Genomic DNA, 19715 nt, shown 5'->3' with positions numbered 1-19715 from the left:
AATGGAACCCGGACCCGCAACGTTTTGATGCGGATAGGTGGCGGGATCAGAAGCCGATATGCGCGCCCGCCGACAGAACGACCGCATGGGCATCGCGCAGGGTGCCGCGGGTGAGGACGTTGGTCTGCGCCGCGGTGCCGACATAGGCCGCAGTCTGACGGTCGATCGTCGTGTCTTCGAAATCGACATAGTTTGCAGCGAGATCGAAGCCGAACTTCGGAGTCACCTGGAAGGTGCCGCCGACGCCATAATTCCAACGGTTCGAATCCGGCACGCGCGCATCGCGCAGGCCGTCCTGCGTCGGGGTCAGCGCGCGCTGTACGCCGGCGCGGACCGTCAGGCTGGGCGAGACGGCATAGTCGACGCCGCCGGCCAGGCTGTAGCTGTCGCGATAGTTTTCGGGCAGCGCGGTGTTCAGCGGCGCGCCGAGGCGGATCGCGTCGAACTTGCTCCAGTTGTAGCGCACCGCCTGGCCGTTCAGCGTCAGCGCCGGCGTCACCTTGATGCGCGCACCGACGATCGTCTGCGCGGGCGTGTAGAAGCTCGCCTGCACGCCGGTCAGCGTGCGGTTCTGGCCGGCCAGCGGGCCGACCAGGCCGGCGACGGTCAGGTCACCCGTCAGCGTATGCTCGATGCGCGACTTGTAGCTGATGCCGACGGTGGCCCAGTCGTTGTGCATCTGGACGCCCGCGGTCCAGCCGATGTCCCAGCCCTTGCCTTCCAGCTTCTGCGAGCCGTCGGCGCTGGTGGTCAGGTTGGGCAGCGCGTTGCCCAGGCTGGCGTAGACGTGCTCGACGTTGGCACCGCCGCCGACGCGCAGCCAGTCGGTCAGCGCTACGGCGATCGACGGCTGGATGTCGATCGTCATCAACTTGGTGCGGGTCGCGCTGTAGCGGGTCCAGCTGTTGTTATCGTAGTCGGTGGTGAAGCTGTAGGGCGACGTCACCGCGAGGCCGAACGCGACCGGGCCGAACGGCAGGGCGATCGCGCCCGAGGGCAGCAGGCCCTTGTCGATCGGGTTGCGTGCTTCCTGCGCACCGCCGACCGGCTGGTAGTTGGCGGGGTTGGCGCACGACACGCCGGCCGGGCGGCACACCACGGTGCCGTTGTTGACGACGCGGCCGCGCGGCAGGATGCCCGACGCGTTGATCGCCGCCTCGCCACGCTCCATCCCTGCGATCGATGCCGGGTTCCACCACAGCGACTGCGGGCCGGTGTCGGCGACTTCACCCGAGAAGGCGCGGCCGGCGCCACGCGCCGACTGCTCCTGCAGGTAGAAGGCCTGGGCGTGGGCCGCCGAGGCGAAACCGAACGAGCCGAGGACGGCAGTGGCGAGCAACGAAGTCTTGATACGCAGGGACATGAGCGGTCTTCCTTAAGCTTACTGGTAGGTCGAAACGAGTCGGATCAGCGCACGCGCGTCCAGGTCTGTGTCTTGCAGAGCGGCACGAACACGCAGCCACGCACCTTCAGCGTGTTGGCGTCGACGGGCGTCACCTTCGCCTTGTACGTCTTGCCGTCGTCGGGGTTGTAGATTTTGCCGCCGCTCCAGGCATCGCCATCGGCGGTGAAGCCGCTGATCAGCAGCAGCCCCTTCAGCAGGCGGCCGCGCTGCGCCGGATCCTGATTGTTGACGTCCTTCAGGTCGGGCTGCTGGCGGAGCAGTTCGGACGAGATCAGCCGGCCGCAGATCGACGCGCCGCAGCGCTGGATTTCGACGATGCCGTTGCGCGTCTCGGTCTTCCACCGGCCCAGCGCGACGTCGGGGGTGGGCGCGGGCGCAGGGGCGGCGGCCAGCAGCGCGCCAATCAACATCAGGGACATGGTTACTTCTCCTCTCCCGGATGGACGCGAACGGCCGCGCCCATCGAACAAGCCGTTCAAGCCTTGCGCCGTATCTGTACGGTCGCATTGTGGCGCCGCGGAGGCCGCCCGATGCCGGGCCATGACCTATTGGCGAGCCAGATGCCGTTTACGGCAATCTGATGCCCGCCTAATCCCGGGGCGCGGTGTGTCAAGTGTGATGACGTAAACCGCGGTGCTCAAAGCATCTTTTCGCGCGGACGGCATCGGATCGCGCCAACCACCATGCGCCCGGGCGGTTCCAGGCCTCGCATTCGCAAGCCCTGAACCCCGCCCGGGGCAGCGTCAGTTGCGCAGCGGCTTCCCCGTGGTCAGCATCTGCTGTACGCGCGCCTGTGTCCGCGGATCGCGCACGGCCTCCATGAACGCCGCACGCTCCAGCGTCAGCAGGTCATCCTCCTGCACGGTATCGACCAGATCGGCCTCGCCGCCGGTCAGCACGGTCGCGAGCCGGCCCGAGACGACCTCGTCATACTCTGTCGCCATGCCCTTCTTGCGGAAGCCCTCGACGACGCCGGCGATGCCGGTGCGGCCGCTTTCGCCCGGCAGGCGGAAGGTCGGCTTTTCCGGCGCCTTATAGCCGTCGACCAGGCTCAGCGCCTTGGCCTTGGCGTCGGCGAGCAGGCGGTCGCGATTCATCGTGATGCCGTCGCTGGCTTTCAGGAACATCATTTCCTTCGCCAGCGCGGCCGACTTCGACACCTGAGCGGTCGAGATCGTCTCGAACGCCTTGGCGACGGCGGGCATCGGCCCGCGCGGCATCATCGGCGCCTTGGCGAGGCGATCGAGCAGCTCGCCGTTGCCGCCCCAGCCGGGCAGCAGGCCGACGCCGCACTCGACCAGACCGATATAGCTTTCGGCATGCGCCTGCACCGCATCGGCGTGGAGCACGACCTCGCAACCGCCACCCAGCGCCATGCCGGCCGGTGCCGCCACGACGGGGAAGGGGGCGTATTTCAGCGCCTTCAGCGCCTGCTGCCCGCCCGCGATCAGCTTTTCGATCTCGCCCCACATCCCCGCTGCGACGGCGAACATCGCCATGCCCAGGTTGGCGCCGGCCGAGAAGTTCGAGCCTTCGTTGTAGATCACCAGCGCCTTGAAGCGATCCTGCACCAGCGGAATGGCCTGCTGGATCAGGCTCATGATCTCGCCGTCGAGCGCGTTCATCTTGGTGGTGAACTCGAGCGCCGCGACGCCGTCGCCGACATCCCACAGAGCGGCCGACGCATTCTTGAGCAACGGCTCGGAGCGCAGCTTGATGTCTTCGAGCAGCAGCACGCCATCGCCGCGGACGACGTCATGATAGTCGCCGTCCGTGCCCAGGAACTGGCGCTTGCCCTCGACGACGCGATAGAAGCTGCGGTCACCAGCCGTCTCGAGGATCGCCGGAACGCTGCGGCCTTCGTCGCGCAGCCGTTGCGCGAAGGCGGCGGCACCGATCCGGTCGAGCAGCTCGAACGGGCCGAACTTCCAATTGTAGCCGAGCTTCATCGCGTCATCGATCGCGACGATATCGTCCGCGGCTTCGCCGACCAGCATCGCCGCATAGGACAAGGTCTTGCCCAAGATCTCCCAGGCATAGTCACCGACCTTGCCGGGCGTCGCGATCAGCGCGCCCAGATCCTTTTCCGCCTTGGGCGGCAGCGGCGCGGGCTTCTGCCCACCGCGATACTCGCCGGTCGCGAGGTCGAGCGCGAGCTTGGTCTTCGTCGCCTTGTCGAAGCGATAGAAGCCGCCCTTGCCCTTGCGCCCCGTGAAGCCCTCGGCGATCATTTTATCGACCAGCGGCATCGGACGGACGGTGTCGAAATAGGGGTCGCCCTGCGGCAGCGTGGATGACAGGCTCTTCGACAGCAGCGGCATCAGGTCGACGCCGACCAGGTCGACGAGGCCGAAGATGCCCGTCTTGGGCACGCCCATCGGGCGGCCGCCGATCTGGTCGGCCTCCTCGACGGTCAGGCCCTGGTCCATCGCCGCATTGATCGCAACGGCGAGCCAATAGGTGCCGATGCGATTGGCGATGAAGCCCGGCGTGTCCTTGGCGCGGACGATCCGCTTGCCCATGAAGCGATCGACGAAGTTCTCGACCTTTTCGGCCACCGCCGCGTCGGTGTGTTCGCCGCGCACGATCTCGATCAGCCGCATGTAGCGCGGCGGATTGAAGAAGTGCGTGATGAGGAAGTCGGCCTTGAACTGGTCCGAGCGCCCGTCGACCAGATGGCCGAGCGGAATGGTCGACGTGTTCGAGCTGACCGCGGTTCCGGGGCGCTTGAGCGCCTCGAGCTTGGCGTAGAGCGCCTGCTTGATGTCGAGCCGTTCGACGATCGCCTCGACGATCCAGTCGCACTCAGCGACGCGATCGAGATGGTCGTCGATATTGCCCGTCTCGACCAGCTTCGCCGCACCTTTCGACATGAAGGGCGCGGGTTCGGTCTTGAGCATCTTGGCGATCGCATTCTTGGCCACCGCGTCACGATCGTCACCCTCCTTGGGGACGATATCGAGCAGCAGCACCGGGATGCCGGCGTTGGCGACCTGTGCGGCGATGCCGGCGCCCATGACGCCCGCACCGATCACGCACACCTTTTTGATGGATTCGCTCATGTTATGCGCGCTCCAGCACCGTGGCGATGCCCTGACCGCCGCCGATGCACTGGGTCGCCAGTGCGTAGCGACCGCCCTCGCGCTCCAGCAGCGCCGCCGCCTTGCCGACGATGCGCGCACCGGTCGCGCCGAGCGGATGGCCGATCGCGATCGCGCCGCCGTCGAGATTGATCGTTTCGTCCTTCAGGCCGAGGTCGCGAATGCAGGCGATCGCCTGGCTAGCAAACGCCTCGTTGATCTCGACGACGTCGAGGTCGCCGACCGACACGCCGGCGCGTGCCAGCGCCTTCTGCGAGGCGCTGATCGGACCCAGACCCATCGTCTCCGGCTCGATGCCCGACACGCCGACCGCCTTGATGCGGGCGAGGATCTTCAGGCCGTGCTTGTTGGCGAACTCTTCCGAGGTGACGAGGACCGCGCTCGCGCCATCGGTCAGCGGCGACGAGGTGCCGGCGGTGACCGATCCGTCCTGGCTGAACGCGGGCTTCAGGCCGCCGAGCGCTTCGACGGTGGTGTCGGGGCGGATCGTGCCGTCTTCGCTGACCGTGCCGGCCTTCGTCTGGATCGGCACGATCTCATCGCTCAGCCGGCCATCGGCGCGCGCGGCAGCGGCCTTCTGCTGGCTCTTGACCGCGAACGCATCCTGTTCGCCGCGCGTGATCTGATATTTGGTCGCGACATTCTCCGCCGTGTTGCCCATGCCCATGTACGCGCCGGCATTCTTCTTCGCGAGAACGGGGTTGGGCAGGGGGTTGTAGCCGCCCATCGGCACGCGGCTCATCGATTCCAGGCCGGCGCAGATGAACGCCTCGCCCGCACCGATCTGTATCTGGCCCATCGCGATGTGGATCGCGCTCATCGACGATCCGCAGAAGCGGTTCACCGTCATGCCGCCGACCGACAACGGCAGGTCCGCGAGCAACCCGATCATCCGTGCAACGTTAAGGCCCTGTTCGCCTTCGGGGAAGGCGCAGCCCAGGATGATGTCCTCGATCTCGGCGGCGTCGACGCCGGTCTTTTCGATCAGGCCGCGAATCGTCTGCGCGGCAAGATCGTCGGGACGGACGCGGGCGAGGGCGCCCTTGCCGGCGAGGTGGAACGGCGAGCGCGCATAACCGGCGATGACGACGTTGGTCATGAAATCCTCTCTTTGGCAGGCATCGGGATGCAAGCGCAGACTTGCGTGATGCCGTATAGGTGCGATACCTTCCCATTACGTCAAGTGGATCGAGCCGACAATATGCTCGATGATGCGCATGAGAGGATGAGGGAATGAGCGACACCGCCACCGCCGGAACGACGGCGCAGGGTGCAGCGCCGCTGGCGATCAAGCAGGGCGTGCCGCTGCCGAGTCGGCCGCGCCTGCTCGGCGACCTGCTCGACCATACCGTCGCACGCTTTCCCGGCCGCGCGGCGATCGACTTCATGGGTTCCGTCACCAGCTGGGGCGACCTCGGCAAGGCGGTCGACCGAGCCGCGGCGGGGTTGCAGGCGCTGGGCGTGGTGAAGGGCACGCGCGTCGCGCTCTGTCTGCCGAATACGCCCTATTATCCGATCCTGTTCTTCGCGACGCTGAAGGCGGGCGGCATCGTCGTCAACGTCAACCCGCTCTACGTCGAGCGCGAGCTTGCGCACCTAATCCACGATTCGGGCGCGGAGATCATCGCGACGCCCGACGTCGCCGAAATTCAGGCGCGGGTGCTGAAGGTCGCAGGTGAAACGGGCATGCGCCACGTCATTACCTGCCCGATCGCCGACGCCCTGCCGACGATCAAGAAATATGCCTATAAGCTGGTCAAGCGTAAGGAGATCGGCCGCGCCCCCCGAGACGCGCGTCATCTGTTCTTCGCCGACCTGATGGCGAAGCGCGCCACGCCTGCTCCCGTTGCGGTCGCGCCGGACGAGGTGGCGGTGCTGCAATATACCGGCGGCACCACCGGCGTGCCCAAGGCGGCGATGCTCTCCCACGCGAATATCGTCGCGAACACCGACGCGATGCTGGTCCATGTCGGCGGCGAAACGCCCGATCAGGATCGCGTGCTCGGTGTCTTGCCGCTGTTCCACGTCTTCGCGCTGACCAACGTGCTGACCTTCTCGACGTTGGTCGGTGCGGAGATGATCCTGCTGCCGCGTTTTGAAATGAAGCAATTGCTTGGCACGCTGAAGCGCACCCGGCCGACCTATTTCCCGGCGGTGCCCACGATCTACAATGCACTCGCCAATCTGGGGGAGGGGCAGCGTCCCGACCTGTCCGCGATCAAGGTCTGCATTTCGGGCGGCGCACCGCTGCCGATCGAGGTGCGCCATGCGTTCGAGACGAACACCGGCGCGAAGCTGGTCGAGGGCTATGGCCTGTCCGAAGCCTCGCCGATCATCACCTGCAACCCGTTCGACGGCGTCAACAAGGAAGGCTCGGCGGGCCTGCCCTTCCCCGGCACGACGATCGAGATCCGCGATCGCGAAGACCCGTCGCGGATCATGCCCAAGGGCGAGAAGGGCGAAATCTGCGCGCGTGGGCCGCAGGTCATGAAGGGCTATTGGCACAAGCCTGCCGAAACCGACGCGGCCTTCGCCGACGGTGCGCTGCGGACGGGCGACGTCGGCTATCTCGACGACGACGGCTATCTCTTCATCGTCGACCGGATCAAGGACATGATCCTGTGCGGCGGCTACAACGTCTATCCGCGCGTGATCGAAGAGGCGCTGTACGAACATCCCGCCGTCGTCGAAGCCGTCGTGATCGGCGTACCCGATGCGCATCGCGGCCAGGCGCCAAAGGCCTTCGTCGTCCTGTCTGAACCGGGCAGCGTAACGGGCGCCGACCTGCGCGACTTCCTGCGCGACAAGATCAGCAAGATCGAGCTTCCCCGGGAGGTCGAAATCCGCGACAGTCTGCCCAAGACGTTGATCGGCAAGCTTTCCAAAAAGGAGCTGGTCGAAGAGGAAATGGCGAAGGCGGCGCGCTAGACGCCGGCTCGCTTCAGGTGAGGGTGCAAGGGGTGAACGAGGACAGAGGCGAATTGCAGGGTATTCAGGAGGTGGCCGACATGCTCGGCATCACGCCGCGGACCCTGCGCTTCTACGAAGACAAGGGGCTGATCGAGCCCTGCCGCATCGGGACGACGCGCGTCTATCGCCGGCGCGAGATCGCCCGGATGCAATTGATCCTGCGCGGCAAACGGCTGGGGTTTTCGCTGACCGACATCGCTGAATTCCTCGACCTGTACGATGCGGACCCCCAGCATCTCGAACAGATGCGCGCGCTGGCCGAGCGGGTCCGCATGCGGATCGAGGAGCTGGAAAAGCAGCGCGATGCGCTCGACCAGACGCTGGGCGAATTGGCCAAGCTCGAAGGCGAGGCGCTCGCCCGGGTGCATGCGCACGAACCGGAAGCGCAACGGGCGGCGGGATAATAGCCCCGCCCGCGATCCCGGACATGGTCCCGCGTCATTGCGGGCCGCCATGGATGGGGTTCGGGCTCTCGCCAATGCCGCGGGCGGGCGATAGGAGGATCGCATGTCCGACCCTCGCGAAACAGACCCGATCCTCGATCCCAAATACGACGCCGCCGGCCTCATCACCGCGGTCGTCACCACGCGCGATGGCGCGCTTCTGATGGTGGCGCATATGAACGCCGAGGCGCTGGCCGCGACCCAATCGAGTGGCGAAGCCACCTTCTGGTCGCGCAGCCGCGGCCGGCTTTGGAAGAAGGGCGAAACCTCGGGCAACGTCCTGCGCGTCGTCGAGATGCGGATCGACTGCGATCAGGATGCGCTCTGGATCATCGCCGATCCGGCCGGCCCCGCATGTCACACCGGGGCGACGAGCTGCTTCTACCGGCGGATCGACGGCGATCGGCTCATCCCCGTCGCATGAGGGCGTTGCCGGCGCTGGCGGCCGCGGTCGCCCTGCTGGCGGGCTGCGGATCGCGACCGCAGCCGTCCGCCGACGCCGCGACGGCCGGTGCGCAGCTGGAAGCGGCGGCGATCCGCACCGGTCTGATCGACGATCCGACGCGCGCCGATCTGCTCGGCTCCTGGGCGCTGGATACGGATCGCGTCTGCGTGGTGCCGGGCGCGAAAGGCCTGCTGCGGCTGGGGGCGCTCGTCGATTACGGCGAGGGGCAGGGGTGCGCGGCGTCGGGCACCGCGCGGCGCAGCGGAGACCGCGTGCAGGTGGCCTTCGGCGCCTGCCGTTTCGAGGCGCGGTTCGAAGGCGATCGAATCGTCTTTCCAGCGGAATTGCCGGCCAGCTGCGACAGCCTGTGTACCGGGCGCGCGTCCCTCGCCGCGCTGACCGTCGAGCGCCTCAGCACGTCGACGGCGGAGGCGGAAACGCTGCGGACGCCGGGCGGAAAATTGCTATGTCCCACTGCGTCAGCCAATTGACGTTGACGTAAACGTGATGTAGTCGGAGCGCATGGCTTCGTCTCCCGCTTATGCGATGATCGAACATCGCCACGACCGCGACCATTTCACGATCTCGGACCTGTCCGAGGAGTTCGGCGTCACCGCGCGGGCGCTGCGCTTCTATGAGGATGAAGGCCTGATCGCACCCGAGCGACGCGGCACGCAGCGCATCTATTCGCACCGCGACCGAGCGCGTCTCGCCTGGATCCTGCGCGGCAAGCGCGTCGGGTTCAGCCTTAGCGAGATCCGCGAGATGATCGACCTGTACGATCTGGGCGACGGGCGGCGCGTGCAGCGGCAGGTGTCGATCGACCGCTGTCAGGCGCGCATCGCGCTGCTCGAACGGCAGAAGCAGGACATCGACGCCGCCATCGCCGAACTCACCGAATTCGTGGAGGTCGTCTCGGCCGTCCACAACACCGAACAGCAAGGATAATCGGATGCCCCAGTATACGCCCCCCGTCCGCGACACCCGCTTCCTGCTGGAGCATGTCGTCGGCCTGCAGAACTACAGCAACCTGCCCGGCTTCGATGCCGCCACCCCCGACGTCGTCGAGGCGGTGCTGGAGGAAGGCGGCCGTTTCGTCGCCGAGGTGCTGTTCCCGATCAACCAGTCGGGCGACCAGGAAGGCTGCACCCGCCACGAAGACGGCAGCGTCACGACGCCCAAGGGCTTCAAGGAAGCCTATAAGCAATATGTCGAGAGCGGCTGGGCGACGCTGGGCAACCTGCCCGAACATGGCGGGCAGGGCATGCCGCACGTCGTGTCGATCGCGTTCCAGGAATATATGATCTCGTCGAACATGGCCTTCGCCATGTATCCGGGCCTCACCCATGGCGCGATCGCCGCGCTGATCGCCAAGGGCAGCCCCGAGCAGCAGGCGATGTACGTTCCCAAGATGGTGTCGGGCGAGTGGGGCGGCACGATGAACCTCACCGAGCCGCAGTGCGGCACCGACCTGGGCCTGATCCGCACCAAGGCGGAGCCGCAGGCCGACGGATCGTATGCGATCACCGGCACCAAGATCTTCATCTCGGCCGGCGAGCACGACCTGACCGACAACATCATCCACCTCGTCCTGGCCAAGACGCCGGGCGCGCCGGACAGTTCGAAGGGCATTTCGCTGTTCGTGGTGCCCAAGGTGCTGGTGAACGAGGACGGCAGCCTGGGCGAGCGCAACGCCGTCACCTGCGGCTCGATCGAGCACAAAATGGGCATCCACGCCAACTCGACCTGCGTCATGAACTATGACGGTGCGAAGGGCTGGCTGGTCGGCGAGGAGATGAAGGGCCTGGCCGCGATGTTCATCATGATGAACGCGGCACGCCTCGGCGTCGGCCTTCAGGGCCTCGCCATTGCCGAAGTCGCCTATCAGAACGCCGTGCAATATGCGGGCGACCGCCGTCAGGGCCGCGCGCTGACCGGCCCCAAGGAGCCGAACGAAAAGGCGGATACGCTGTTCGTCCACCCCGACGTGCGCCGCATGCTGATGGAGGCGAAGGCCTGGACCGAAGGCCTGCGCGCTTTGTGCCTGTGGGGCGCGCTCCAGGTCGACCTCGAGCATAATGCCGGCACCGAGGAAGAGCGCGAGATGGCGGGCGACCTGATCGGCCTGCTCACGCCCGTCATCAAGGGCGTCGGCACCGACAAGGGCTATGAGATCGCGACCAACGCGCAGCAGGTGTACGGCGGCCACGGCTACATCCAGGAATGGGGGATGGAGCAGTACGTCCGCGATGCCCGGATCGCGATGATCTACGAAGGCACCAATGGCGTGCAGGCGATGGACCTCGTCGGCCGCAAGCTCGCCACCAAGGGCGGTCGCGCGGTGCAGGCGCTGTTCAAGATCGTGACCGAGGAAACCGCGGCGGCCGAGGGTGTCGAGGCGACTGCCGGCATCGCGGCGGCGCTGAAGAAGGCGCTGGGCGAACTGCAGGCCGCGACGATGTGGTTCATGGCCAATGGCATGAAGAACCCGGAAAACGTCGGCGCGGGCGCGGTGCCCTACATGCACCTCATGGGCATCGTCGCGACCGGCCTGATGTGGCTGCGCATGGCCAAGGCAGCCGCCGAGCAAAAGGCGGCGGGCGAGGGCGATGCGGCCTTCCTCGACGCCAAGCTGGTCACCGCGCGCTTCTTCGCCGAGCGCATCTGCCCGGACGCCGGCGCACTGCGTCGCAAGATCGAAGGCGGCGCGGAAAGCGTGATGGCGCTGCCGCCCGAAATGTTTCGCGCAGCGTAATCTCCTATTCCTCCCTCGGCGCAGCCGGGGGAGGGGGACCGTTCGGCGTCAGCCGAATGGTGGAGGGGGCGTTCCCGCACACGCCGAGCTCGCGCTAATCCTCCCCGTCGGCCAACCCCAGCGTTGCCACCTCGCTTTCTCGAGGCAGGATCGATCTACGGCAGGCGGTCCGCCAATGCGCGGATCGCCTGCCCCTCGAACGCCGCGACCGTCTCGCCGTCGATCACGACGGCGCGTTCCGGCCGCAACACCGCTTCGTTCTGCAAGCCGTTGTCGAGCGCCAGCCAGGCCCGAACCGCCTGCTCCAGGCTGGTCACCTCCGCCAATTCCGATCCGCCGCGGTCGACATTGGCCAGCACCGCGCTCATCCGCCAGTCGATGCCGCTCATGCGAGATCGTTCTCGCTGATCACCACCAGCGCCTGATCGGGATCGCGCGCCAGCGCATCGGCGGCCAGCGTCTGGATCCGCGCGCGGTGGCGCTGGAACAGCGGCATCGCGTCGAATGTCGCATCACCGGCCAAGGCTTCCAGCACATCATAGCGCAACGCGAAGGCATAGCGTTCGCCGCTCGCCTCGCCGGCAAACTCGACCTGGCGGTCGGCGGTGTTGTCGAACACGCTCGCCGTGTCGATCGTAACGCGGTCTTCGGCCATCAGTCATTCCTTGCATCAGGGATAAGCCGCCGGTGGCGGCGATAGAACAGGGCACCGATCCCCGCCGCGGCCATGGCGGCGGTCGCGGTCATGGCCGGGTGTAGCGCTGCGCGGGTGTAGGTGCTCGTCTGGCGCGCCGCGGGATGCTCGCCGGACCGCACCCGGCCGGTATCGGTCGACGCGAACAGATTGGCCGGCGCGGGCTGTGACTTGGCCGGATCGACGAACGTCTTCGCCGCGATCGGCGCCAGGCGTTCGAACAGGCGCGGAAAATGCGCGGCGAACAGCGCCTGCGCCCGTCCGGCACCGCCGACGGTAATGTCGCGCCGCGGATGGGTGGCGCAGAACAGGATCGTGCGCGCCACGACCTCCGGAGCGTAGACGGGCGGCGGAATCTGCGCCTCGCCCGCCTCGTGGTTCACCGCATGCTGAGCGATGGGGGTATCGATCCCCGATGGCTTCACCAGCGTAACCGTGATCGGCACGTCGTCCGCGGCCAGTTCGATCCGCAGCGCCTCGACATAGGCTTTGATCGCATGTTTGCTCGCCGCATAGGCGCCCATGATCGGGCTGGGCAGGTCGGATGCGATCGATCCGATCGTGATCAGAGTCCCGCCGCTGTCCCGCAGATAGGGGATCGCCGCCTGACAGCCGTTCGCCACGCCGAAGTAATTCGTGTCGAACAGCGCGCGATGTTCGTCCAGCGGCAATCCGGCAAGCTTGCCGTAGATCGCGCTGCCCGCCGCATTGACCCAGGTATCGATCCGGCCGAACCGTTGCTGGGCATGGGCTGCCGCGGCGCGAACCGCGTCGGCATCGGTGACGTCCGCGGCGTAACAGTCGGCGGTGCCGCCCGCCGCGGTGATCGTCCGTACGATCTCGCGCAGCGACCCGTTGTCGCGCGCGACCAATATCACCCGCGCGCCCTGTTCCGCCGCCATCCGGGCGGTGGCGAGGCCGATCCCCGAGCTTGCGCCGGTCAGGACGATCACCTGGTCGGCTAAGGGTTTGGGCATGGCGGCCACGGTGATCTTCTCCTGACGGGGCGTATGAACCCCAGCCCGTCCCGCGCGGTTCCGTTAACATTGTGTCATGAAGGGCGTATTCCTTGGCGGTCGCCGGGAACTCCGGCCGTGCGCGGCGGGTTCGCGCCGCCATGACCGATCAGGACCGCCAGACCGCCGCGAGCAAATATCCCTTGCTCGCCCACCCCCATATCCAGCTGCATGGGACGGTCGACGACATGATGTACGCCCGCTTCAAGACGCAGCTGGCCGAGGCGCCGGTGGACGGGCCGCTCGTCGTGTCGCTGACCACGCTGGGCGGCGACCCTGAGATGGGGCGGGCGATGGGTGACGATATCCAGCTGCTGCGCGACTATACCGGGCGGGAGACGCTGTTTCTGGGCAAGGTCGCGGTCTATTCGGCGGGCGCGACCTTCATGGCGGCCTTTCCGGTCGAGAAGCGCTTTCTCACCCGCGGTACGCGCCTGATGCTGCACGAGCGGCTGATGAGCAGCAGCGTCCAGCTCTCCGGTCCGCTGACGACGCTGCCCGCGGTGCTGAAGGCGAAGCTGCATGAGATCGAGGAATCGATCAAGATTCAGGAGGAGGGGTTTCGCGAGATCGTGCGCGGATCGTCCGTCTCGTTCGAGGAGCTGTGCGAAAAGGCGCCCTCGAACTGGTATATTGAGGCGGAAGAGGCGCGAAGCCGTGGCCTGGTGCTCGACATCATCTGACGGTGCCAAAGGGGTTGCGTCTGCGGTCCGACAGGCATAACCGCAATTGCAGCATTTCGAAGGAGCGTCACGGCGATGGCCGAGTTCACCCTGCCCAAGAACAGCAAGGTCAAGGCGAAGGGCAAGGTCCATAAAGCGACCGGTGACGCCAAGCGGATCAAGACGTTCAAGGTCTACCGCTACGACCCCGACACGGGCGAGAACCCGCGCTACGACACGTTCGAGATCAACCTCGACGAATGTGGCCCGATGGTGCTCGACGCGCTGATCAAGATGAAGGCGGAGCAGGACAGCTCGCTCACCTTCCGCCGCTCGTGCCGCGAAGGCATTTGCGGATCGTGCTCGATGAACATCGATGGTCGCAACGGTCTGGCCTGCACCACGGCGATCGAGGACGTGAAGGGCGAGGTGAAGATCACCCCGCTGCCGTCGATGGACGTGATCAAGGACCTCGTCCCCGATTTCACGCACTTCTACGCGCAGTACAGCTCGATCAAGCCGTGGATGCAGACGGTCAGCCCGCCGCCCTCGGGCAAGGAGCGGCTGCAGTCGCCGGAGGATCGCGCGAAGCTCGACGGCCTGTACGAGTGCATCCTGTGCGCCTGCTGCTCGACGTCGTGCCCCAGCTATTGGTGGAATGCCGACAAGTTCCTGGGGCCGGCGATCCTGCTCCAGGCCTATCGCTGGCTGGCCGATAGCCGTGACGAAATGACCGGCGAGCGCCTCGATCAGCTGGAAGATCCCTTCCGCCTGTATCGCTGCCACACGATCATGAATTGCGCGAACACCTGCCCCAAGGGTCTCAACCCGGCCAAGGCGATCGCCGAGGTCAAGAAGATGGAAGCCGAGCGCATCCTGTAAGGATCGTGGACGCGCCGGCATCCCCCGTCTTCTCGTTCGACGACGATCCGGAACTGCCCGGCTGGAAACGCTGGCAGCTTCGCGACGGGGGGCGGTTCAACTCGGCATTCGATCCGCTCCACGTTCGGGTGGAGGACGGTATCGCGCGCGTGCGGATTACGCTGCGCCGAGAGCATTCGAACATGCGCGACCACGTCCATGGCGGTGCGCTGTTGGGGTTCATCGACATTGCGCTGTTCGCTGCGGCCCGCGGACTGGGGGTGTTGCAGGCGGGCGGGGCGGTGACGCTCGATCTGTCGGCACAGTTCATCGGCGGCAGCGCGATCGGCGAGCCGTTGGAGGCACGGATCGAGCTGCTCCGCGAGACCGGTCGGATGCTGTTCCTGCGCGGGCTGGTCGTGCAGGACGGATGGCCAACCGTCGCGAGCTTCACCGGCACGCTGCGCAAATCGACCCCGCCGCCGTCGTTGCGGTGATTTGCTATAACGTCGGTACTTCTCTCTTCGTCACCCGGGACGTGTTCCGGGGTCCACTCCGCGGCGAGGGGATTGGCTAGAGGCTCTAGCGCTACGCCCGCGGCCCGGTACATCCTTGAATACGTCCGGCGCGACGGTGGAGCGAATGGCCCGCGCAAAGACCATCACGAAAGCCTGACATGACCAAAGTCCTCGCCGCCTATGACGCGCTCATCGCTGCGGGCGAATTGCGCCCGGATGCGGAGCAAAGGGCCGCCGCCATCCGTCTCGATACGCTGGCCGTCGAACTCGAAGCCCCGAAAAAGGCCGGCCTGTTCGCCCGCCTTACCGGCCGCGGCGGCACCGCGCCGCGCGGCGTCTATATGTTCGGCGATGTCGGGCGCGGCAAATCGATGCTGATGGACCTTTTCTTCGCCAACGTTGCGGTCGACCGGAAGCGCCGGGTTCACTTTTCGGAATTCATGCTCGAGGTTCACGGGCGCATCGCGATCGAGCGGCGCAAGGAAAGCGGCGATCCGATCGCTCCCGTCGCCGCGGCACTCGCCGAGGAGACGCGGCTGCTCGCCTTCGACGAGATGATGGTCACCAACTCGCCCGACGCGATGATCCTCAGCCGTCTGTTCACCGCGCTCATCGAGGCGGGCGTGACGATGGTCACGACCTCCAACCGCGCGCCGGGCGATCTCTATAAGAACGGCCTCAATCGCGAACACTTCCTGCCCTTCATCGCGTTGATCGAGGGGCGGCTGGACGTCGTGACGCTGAACGGTCTGATCGACTATCGCCGCGATCGGCTGGGCCAGCAGAACACCTGGCTGGTGCCCAACGGGCCGGAAGCGACCGCGAACCTGTCCGCGGCCTTCTTCCGCCTCACCGACCATGAGGTGACCGAACCGATCCCCTCGGAGGATCTGGCCGTGCAGGGGCGTACGCTTCACGTGCCCAAGACGCTGAAGGGTGTCGCCGTCTTCTCGTTCAAGAAACTGTGCGGGGAAGCGCGGGGCGCGGCCGATTATCTCGCCATCGCCCGCCGCTATCACACCGTGATCCTCGTCGGCATTCCCCAGCTTGGCCCCGAAAACCGAAACGAGGCGGCGCGCTTCGTCCAACTGATCGACGCGCTCTACGAACACAAAGTGAAACTACTCGCCGCCGCAGACGCCGAACCGGACGCACTCTACCCCGAAGGCGATGGACGTTTCGAATTCCAACGCACCGTCAGCCGCCTCGAAGAAATGCGATCCGAGGCCTATCTGGCGCAGGGGCACGGAACAATCTGACACGTGTGAGGCGTTCGCGAAGCCACGGTTCGGGTATTGCCGCGCACCAAAGGGCGAAACCCAATGATAGTACGCCAACCACTATCGATGCCAGATAATAAGGTGCTCCTGCCGCCGTCAGCCACGCGATCACCACCGCCCCAGCGGCCTGATGAATCAGATATAGCGGATAGGTCGCCGTGCCGATGCGGGCGGCGTGCCGTGCCGGCACTGTAATAGCCATCACGGGTTGGAGCCGTACCGCCAGCGCAACGACGACGACACCCGCGAGGAACACGGCGATCGGGAGGTGCGGACCGATCGCCAGCTGGTAATCGCGTGCCACTGTTGCCGCGCGCACCGCAATTTCGAAGCAACACCCCCATGTCAGCGCGAGCGAGAAGACGGCGAGGCGCCATGACCACGTGTTGGTCGACAAACGGCGTAGTGCCGCACCCAGCGCGAAGAATACGCCATGGGGCATCAGCGTCAGCATGCGGGCACGCGTAGGAAAGGCGGGGTTGTCCGCGAAAGCAGCCTGCATCATCCAGTAATCGAGGCTGATAGCGCCCAGATATAGCACCACCCTCCATACCCAACGATCGTTTCGCCTCAACGCGAGGACTGTGGCGACCAATCCGTAGAAAACGATTTCGATGGCGAGGGTCCAGTAGGATCCGTCGATTTGGACGCCGATGGGCACGAATGCCACCGCATCGGCCCAGCCGTGCGCCACGGAGCCGATGTCGACGCCGGGCACCGTCAGCAGCAGCAAGGCGGTGGTCGTCGCGCAGATCCAGACGGCGGGGACGAGCCGTAGTACGCGCGCGCGGACGAACTGGCGCGCGTCGCGTCGTTCGGCCGTTGCGAGGATGACGTAGCCCGAAATCACGAAGAACAGCTCGACCCCGATCCACCCGAACCAGAGCCCGTTGACCGGCGCCGCGACGACGCCGGCAAGCGGGCGGGGCGGCGTGAGTGGAAAGGCGAAGCCGTAATGATAGCCCACCACCATCGCCGCGCACGCAAAGCGGAGGAGGTTGATCGCGGACAGGGCGCGATCCGGGCGGGAGGGCTGCGACATCACGCGCCCGCGGTATCGCAGAAGGGTTAACAACCCACCCCGAAATTCAGCCCCATCCACTCTATCGCTATTGCGAACCGTTATCGACGATAAATCCCGCCGGCGAGTTTTAGGTGGTTGTGCCCCTGCCGTAACAGGCCTATGCGGCATGACCAATCACGCCTCGCCCCAATTGGGGCCAATGGAGTAGGATTGGAATGGCTCGCAAGAAGATCGCGCTGATCGGCGCCGGTAATATCGGCGGTACGCTGGCGCACCTCGCCGCGCTCAAGGGGCTGGGCGATATCGTCCTGTTCGACGTCGTCGAGGGCGTGCCCCAGGGCAAGGCGCTTGACCTGTCGCAGTGCGGCCCGGTCGAGGGCTTCGACGCGAACATCAAGGGTTCCAACGACTACGCCGATATCGCGGGCGCCGATGTCATCATCGTCACCGCAGGTGTCGCGCGCAAGCCCGGCATGAGCCGTGACGACCTGCTCGGCATCAACCTGAAGGTGATGAAGGCGGTCGGCGAGGGCATCGCCGCCAATGCGCCCGACGCCTTCGTGATCTGCATCACCAACCCGCTCGACGCGATGGTCTGGGCGCTGCGCGAATTCTCGGGCCTGCCCGCGAACAAGGTCGTCGGCATGGCGGGCGTGCTCGACTCGGCGCGCTTCAGCCACTTCCTCGCCGAAGAGTTCGGCGTGTCGGTGAAGGACGTGAACACCTTCGTGCTCGGCGGTCATGGCGATACCATGGTCCCGGTGCTCGAATATTCGACCGTCAGCGGCATCCCGGTCAGCGACCTGATCGAGATGGGCTTCTCGACCAAGGAAAAGGTCGACGAGATCATCAAGCGCACCCGCGGCGGCGGCGGCGAGATCGTCGCGCTGCTGAAGACCGGCTCGGCTTACTATGCCCCCGCCACCAGCGGCATCGCCATGGCCGAGGCGTATCTTTACGACCAGAAGCGCATTCTGCCGGCGGCCGCGCACCTGTCGGGTGAGTATGGCATCGACAACCTCTATGTCGGCGTGCCCGTCGTGATCGGCGCTGGCGGTGTCGAGAAGGTCGTCGAGGTCAAGCTGTCGGACGAGGCGAAGGCCAACCTTCAGGTCTCGGTCGACGCGGTCAAGGAACTGCTCGTCGCCTGTAAGGGTATCGACGAGAGCCTGGCGTAAGATTGCGTCCTAAATACCCTTGTGTCCCCGCGAAGGCGGGGACCCAGTACTGGGCTCCCGCCTTCGCGGGAGCACAAGGGGGCGAGGGATGACCAAGGTTGGCTACGTCTACATGATGGCGAGCCGACTGAACGGAACGATATATTTAGGTGTCACGAGTGATCTGGCGAAGCGGGCCTATCAACACCGCAATGCCCTGATCGACGGGTTCACCAAGACATACGGTTGCAGGCTCCTGGTCTGGTATGAGGCCCATGACGAACTGGACAGTGCGCGGCTTCGCGAACGCCAGCTCAAGAAGTGGAACCGGGACTGGAAGCTGCGGCTGATCGAAGAGAAGAATCCGGATTGGCTCGACCTGTACGAGTCATTGTTTTGAGCGATCGTGCTTCCGCGCAGGCGGGAGCCCAGGACTGGGTCCCTGCCTTCGCGGGGACACAATGGAGTTGGGAGCTAAGATGAGCATCCTCGTCAACAAGAACACCAAGGTCATCACCCAGGGCATGACGGGTGAAACCGGCACGTTCCACACCCAGCAGGCGCTGGCGTATGGCACGCAGATGGTCGGCGGCGTGACGCCGGGCAAGGGCGGCACCGAGCATATCGGTCTGCCGGTCTTCAACACCGTCGCGGAAGCCAAGTCGAAGACGGGCGCCGACGCGAGCGTGATCTACGTGCCGCCGCCCTTCGCGGCCGACTCGATCCTGGAAGCGATCGACGCGGAAATCCCGCTGATCGTCGCGATCACCGAGGGCATTCCGGTTCTCGACATGGTCAAGGTCAAGCGCGCCCTGTCGGGTTCCAAGTCGCGCCTAATCGGTCCGAACTGCCCGGGCGTGCTGACGCCGGGCGAGTGCAAGATCGGCATCATGCCGGGTTCGATCTTCAAGAAGGGCTCGGTCGGCGTCGTGTCGCGCTCGGGAACCCTGACCTATGAGGCGGTGTTCCAGACCTCGAACGCAGGTCTCGGTCAGACGACTGCGGTCGGCATCGGCGGCGACCCCGTCAACGGCACCAACTTCATCGACGTGCTGGAGCTGTTCCTGGCCGATGACGAGACCCAGTCGATCATCATGATCGGCGAGATCGGCGGCGATGCGGAAGAGCAGGCGGCGCAGTTCCTGATCGACGAAGCGAAGCGCGGTCGTAGCAAGCCGATGGCGGGCTTCATCGCGGGCCGCACGGCGCCTCCGGGCCGTCGCATGGGCCATGCCGGCGCGATCGTGTCGGGTGGCAAGGGCGATGCGGAAAGCAAGATCGCGGCGATGGAAGCGGCCGGGATCAAGGTCGCGGCGTCGCCGAGCGAGCTGGGTTCGACCTTGCTGCAGGTGCTGAACAAGTAAATTCCCTCTCCCGGCGGGAG

General features: G+C 65.9%; 21 protein-coding genes. 13 read left to right on the top strand and 8 right to left on the bottom strand.

Annotated elements, in window-relative coordinates; translation table 11 throughout:
- Positions 1-46: 46 nt before the first annotated feature.
- The 4 genes from ACP690_RS08370 to ACP690_RS08355 form a co-directional block, all read right to left on the bottom strand.
- The gene (locus ACP690_RS08370) at positions 47-1363 is read right to left on the bottom strand and encodes an OmpP1/FadL family transporter (RefSeq protein ID WP_426260777.1); all 1317 of its coding nucleotides are present in this window, start codon (positions 1361-1363) and stop codon (positions 47-49) included.
- A gap of 44 nt (positions 1364-1407) precedes the next feature.
- A complete protein-coding gene (locus tag ACP690_RS08365; protein WP_017978711.1) occupies positions 1408-1824 on the bottom strand; it encodes a DUF2147 domain-containing protein in 417 nt (138 codons plus the stop codon).
- 324 nt (positions 1825-2148) lie between these two features.
- Complete coding sequence (locus ACP690_RS08360; protein ID WP_426260776.1) at positions 2149-4467, bottom strand: 3-hydroxyacyl-CoA dehydrogenase NAD-binding domain-containing protein; 2319 nt, start codon at positions 4465-4467, stop codon at positions 2149-2151.
- Position 4468: 1 nt separating this feature from the next.
- Positions 4469-5605, bottom strand: coding sequence for a thiolase family protein (locus ACP690_RS08355; RefSeq protein ID WP_426260775.1), 1137 nt, complete (start codon positions 5603-5605; stop codon positions 4469-4471).
- A 134-nt stretch (positions 5606-5739) separates the two neighbouring features.
- Between ACP690_RS08355 and ACP690_RS08350 the strand changes: the two genes are divergently transcribed.
- From ACP690_RS08350 to ACP690_RS08325, 6 genes are all read left to right on the top strand, one after another.
- Positions 5740-7434, top strand: a complete 1695-nt coding sequence (locus ACP690_RS08350) for a long-chain-fatty-acid--CoA ligase (protein ID WP_426260774.1) — start codon at positions 5740-5742, stop codon at positions 7432-7434.
- A gap of 32 nt (positions 7435-7466) precedes the next feature.
- Complete coding sequence (locus ACP690_RS08345) at positions 7467-7880, top strand: MerR family transcriptional regulator (protein ID WP_043059007.1); 414 nt, start codon at positions 7467-7469, stop codon at positions 7878-7880.
- 103 nt (positions 7881-7983) lie between these two features.
- Positions 7984-8343, top strand: coding sequence for a phosphoribosyl-AMP cyclohydrolase (gene hisI, locus ACP690_RS08340; RefSeq protein WP_426260773.1), 360 nt, complete (start codon positions 7984-7986; stop codon positions 8341-8343).
- A complete protein-coding gene (locus tag ACP690_RS08335) occupies positions 8340-8855 on the top strand; it encodes a hypothetical protein (RefSeq protein ID WP_294283526.1) in 516 nt (171 codons plus the stop codon). The genes hisI and ACP690_RS08335 overlap by 4 nt, the downstream gene beginning before the upstream one ends.
- 31 nt (positions 8856-8886) lie before the next feature.
- A complete protein-coding gene (locus ACP690_RS08330) occupies positions 8887-9312 on the top strand; it encodes a MerR family transcriptional regulator (RefSeq protein ID WP_020486487.1) in 426 nt (141 codons plus the stop codon).
- 4 nt (positions 9313-9316) lie between these two features.
- A complete protein-coding gene (locus ACP690_RS08325; protein ID WP_017978719.1) occupies positions 9317-11119 on the top strand; it encodes an acyl-CoA dehydrogenase C-terminal domain-containing protein in 1803 nt (600 codons plus the stop codon).
- 155 nt (positions 11120-11274) lie between these two features.
- Here ACP690_RS08325 and ACP690_RS08320 read toward each other — a convergent pair whose 3' ends face one another.
- Genes ACP690_RS08320 through ACP690_RS08310 form a run of 3 tightly spaced genes read right to left on the bottom strand, consistent with a single transcriptional unit; the run spans position 11275 to position 12790 of the window.
- A complete protein-coding gene (locus ACP690_RS08320) occupies positions 11275-11508 on the bottom strand; it encodes a hypothetical protein (protein WP_063689056.1) in 234 nt (77 codons plus the stop codon).
- The gene (locus ACP690_RS08315) at positions 11505-11774 is read right to left on the bottom strand and encodes a DUF1488 family protein (RefSeq protein WP_017978721.1); all 270 of its coding nucleotides are present in this window, start codon (positions 11772-11774) and stop codon (positions 11505-11507) included. The genes ACP690_RS08320 and ACP690_RS08315 overlap by 4 nt, the downstream gene beginning before the upstream one ends.
- Positions 11774-12790, bottom strand: coding sequence for an SDR family oxidoreductase (locus ACP690_RS08310; protein ID WP_426260772.1), 1017 nt, complete (start codon positions 12788-12790; stop codon positions 11774-11776). Before ACP690_RS08310 ends, ACP690_RS08315 begins: the two co-directional genes overlap by 1 nt.
- A 140-nt stretch (positions 12791-12930) precedes the next feature.
- On the opposite strand from ACP690_RS08310, the gene ACP690_RS08305 reads away from it, so the two are divergent.
- From ACP690_RS08305 to zapE, 4 genes are all read left to right on the top strand, one after another.
- The gene (locus ACP690_RS08305; RefSeq protein WP_017978723.1) at positions 12931-13512 is read left to right on the top strand and encodes a ClpP family protease; all 582 of its coding nucleotides are present in this window, start codon (positions 12931-12933) and stop codon (positions 13510-13512) included.
- Positions 13513-13587: 75 nt separating this feature from the next.
- The gene (locus ACP690_RS08300; protein WP_043059011.1) at positions 13588-14373 is read left to right on the top strand and encodes a succinate dehydrogenase iron-sulfur subunit; all 786 of its coding nucleotides are present in this window, start codon (positions 13588-13590) and stop codon (positions 14371-14373) included.
- 5 nt (positions 14374-14378) lie between these two features.
- A complete protein-coding gene (locus tag ACP690_RS08295) occupies positions 14379-14849 on the top strand; it encodes a PaaI family thioesterase (protein ID WP_426260771.1) in 471 nt (156 codons plus the stop codon).
- Between the two features lie 179 nt (positions 14850-15028).
- On the top strand, positions 15029-16129 hold the full coding sequence (gene zapE, locus ACP690_RS08290; RefSeq protein ID WP_426260770.1) for a cell division protein ZapE: 1101 nt from the start codon (positions 15029-15031) through the stop codon (positions 16127-16129).
- On the opposite strand, the gene ACP690_RS08285 is transcribed toward zapE, so the two are convergent.
- Positions 16068-17192, bottom strand: coding sequence for an acyltransferase family protein (locus ACP690_RS08285; protein WP_426260769.1), 1125 nt, complete (start codon positions 17190-17192; stop codon positions 16068-16070). The two genes, zapE and ACP690_RS08285, sit on opposite strands and share 62 nt — an antisense overlap.
- A 197-nt stretch (positions 17193-17389) precedes the next feature.
- Here ACP690_RS08285 and mdh point away from each other — a divergent pair, with 197 nt between their 5' ends.
- The 3 genes from mdh (at position 17390) to sucD (ending at position 19695) form a co-directional block, all read left to right on the top strand.
- Positions 17390-18352 (top strand): malate dehydrogenase, encoded by a 963-nt coding sequence (gene mdh, locus ACP690_RS08280; protein ID WP_058733119.1) that lies wholly within the window; start codon positions 17390-17392, stop codon positions 18350-18352.
- Between the two features lie 88 nt (positions 18353-18440).
- Positions 18441-18731, top strand: coding sequence for a GIY-YIG nuclease family protein (locus ACP690_RS08275; RefSeq protein WP_043059016.1), 291 nt, complete (start codon positions 18441-18443; stop codon positions 18729-18731).
- Positions 18732-18810: 79 nt separating this feature from the next.
- On the top strand, positions 18811-19695 hold the full coding sequence (sucD, locus tag ACP690_RS08270; protein ID WP_147037432.1) for a succinate--CoA ligase subunit alpha: 885 nt from the start codon (positions 18811-18813) through the stop codon (positions 19693-19695).
- Positions 19696-19715: the final 20 nt, after the last annotated feature.

The sequence above is a fragment of the Sphingomonas sp. DC4900 genome (assembly GCF_049896485.1).
Taxonomy (GTDB): domain Bacteria; phylum Pseudomonadota; class Alphaproteobacteria; order Sphingomonadales; family Sphingomonadaceae; genus Sphingomonas; species Sphingomonas aquatilis.
This window is presented reverse-complemented; position numbering and strand designations above follow the sequence as displayed.

Excerpts from the sequence above, each read along its gene's own strand:
- ACP690_RS08370 (WP_426260777.1), bottom strand. The coding sequence starts at position 1,363 with ATGTCCCTGCGTATCAAGACTTCGTTGCTCGCCACTGCCGTCCTCGGC.
- ACP690_RS08365 (WP_017978711.1), bottom strand. The coding sequence starts at position 1,824 with ATGTCCCTGATGTTGATTGGCGCGCTGCTGGCCGCCGCCCCTGCGCCC.
- ACP690_RS08360 (WP_426260776.1), bottom strand. The coding sequence starts at position 4,467 with ATGAGCGAATCCATCAAAAAGGTGTGCGTGATCGGTGCGGGCGTCATG.
- ACP690_RS08355 (WP_426260775.1), bottom strand. The coding sequence starts at position 5,605 with ATGACCAACGTCGTCATCGCCGGTTATGCGCGCTCGCCGTTCCACCTC.
- ACP690_RS08350 (WP_426260774.1), top strand. The coding sequence starts at position 5,740 with ATGAGCGACACCGCCACCGCCGGAACGACGGCGCAGGGTGCAGCGCCG.
- hisI (WP_426260773.1), top strand. The coding sequence starts at position 7,984 with ATGTCCGACCCTCGCGAAACAGACCCGATCCTCGATCCCAAATACGAC.
- ACP690_RS08335 (WP_294283526.1), top strand. The coding sequence starts at position 8,340 with ATGAGGGCGTTGCCGGCGCTGGCGGCCGCGGTCGCCCTGCTGGCGGGC.
- ACP690_RS08330 (WP_020486487.1), top strand. The coding sequence starts at position 8,887 with ATGGCTTCGTCTCCCGCTTATGCGATGATCGAACATCGCCACGACCGC.
- ACP690_RS08325 (WP_017978719.1), top strand. The coding sequence starts at position 9,317 with ATGCCCCAGTATACGCCCCCCGTCCGCGACACCCGCTTCCTGCTGGAG.
- ACP690_RS08320 (WP_063689056.1), bottom strand. The coding sequence starts at position 11,508 with ATGAGCGGCATCGACTGGCGGATGAGCGCGGTGCTGGCCAATGTCGAC.
- ACP690_RS08315 (WP_017978721.1), bottom strand. The coding sequence starts at position 11,774 with ATGGCCGAAGACCGCGTTACGATCGACACGGCGAGCGTGTTCGACAAC.
- ACP690_RS08310 (WP_426260772.1), bottom strand. The coding sequence starts at position 12,790 with ATGCCCAAACCCTTAGCCGACCAGGTGATCGTCCTGACCGGCGCAAGC.
- ACP690_RS08305 (WP_017978723.1), top strand. The coding sequence starts at position 12,931 with ATGACCGATCAGGACCGCCAGACCGCCGCGAGCAAATATCCCTTGCTC.
- ACP690_RS08300 (WP_043059011.1), top strand. The coding sequence starts at position 13,588 with ATGGCCGAGTTCACCCTGCCCAAGAACAGCAAGGTCAAGGCGAAGGGC.
- zapE (WP_426260770.1), top strand. The coding sequence starts at position 15,029 with ATGACCAAAGTCCTCGCCGCCTATGACGCGCTCATCGCTGCGGGCGAA.
- ACP690_RS08285 (WP_426260769.1), bottom strand. The coding sequence starts at position 17,192 with ATGTCGCAGCCCTCCCGCCCGGATCGCGCCCTGTCCGCGATCAACCTC.
- mdh (WP_058733119.1), top strand. The coding sequence starts at position 17,390 with ATGGCTCGCAAGAAGATCGCGCTGATCGGCGCCGGTAATATCGGCGGT.
- ACP690_RS08275 (WP_043059016.1), top strand. The coding sequence starts at position 18,441 with ATGACCAAGGTTGGCTACGTCTACATGATGGCGAGCCGACTGAACGGA.
- sucD (WP_147037432.1), top strand. The coding sequence starts at position 18,811 with ATGAGCATCCTCGTCAACAAGAACACCAAGGTCATCACCCAGGGCATG.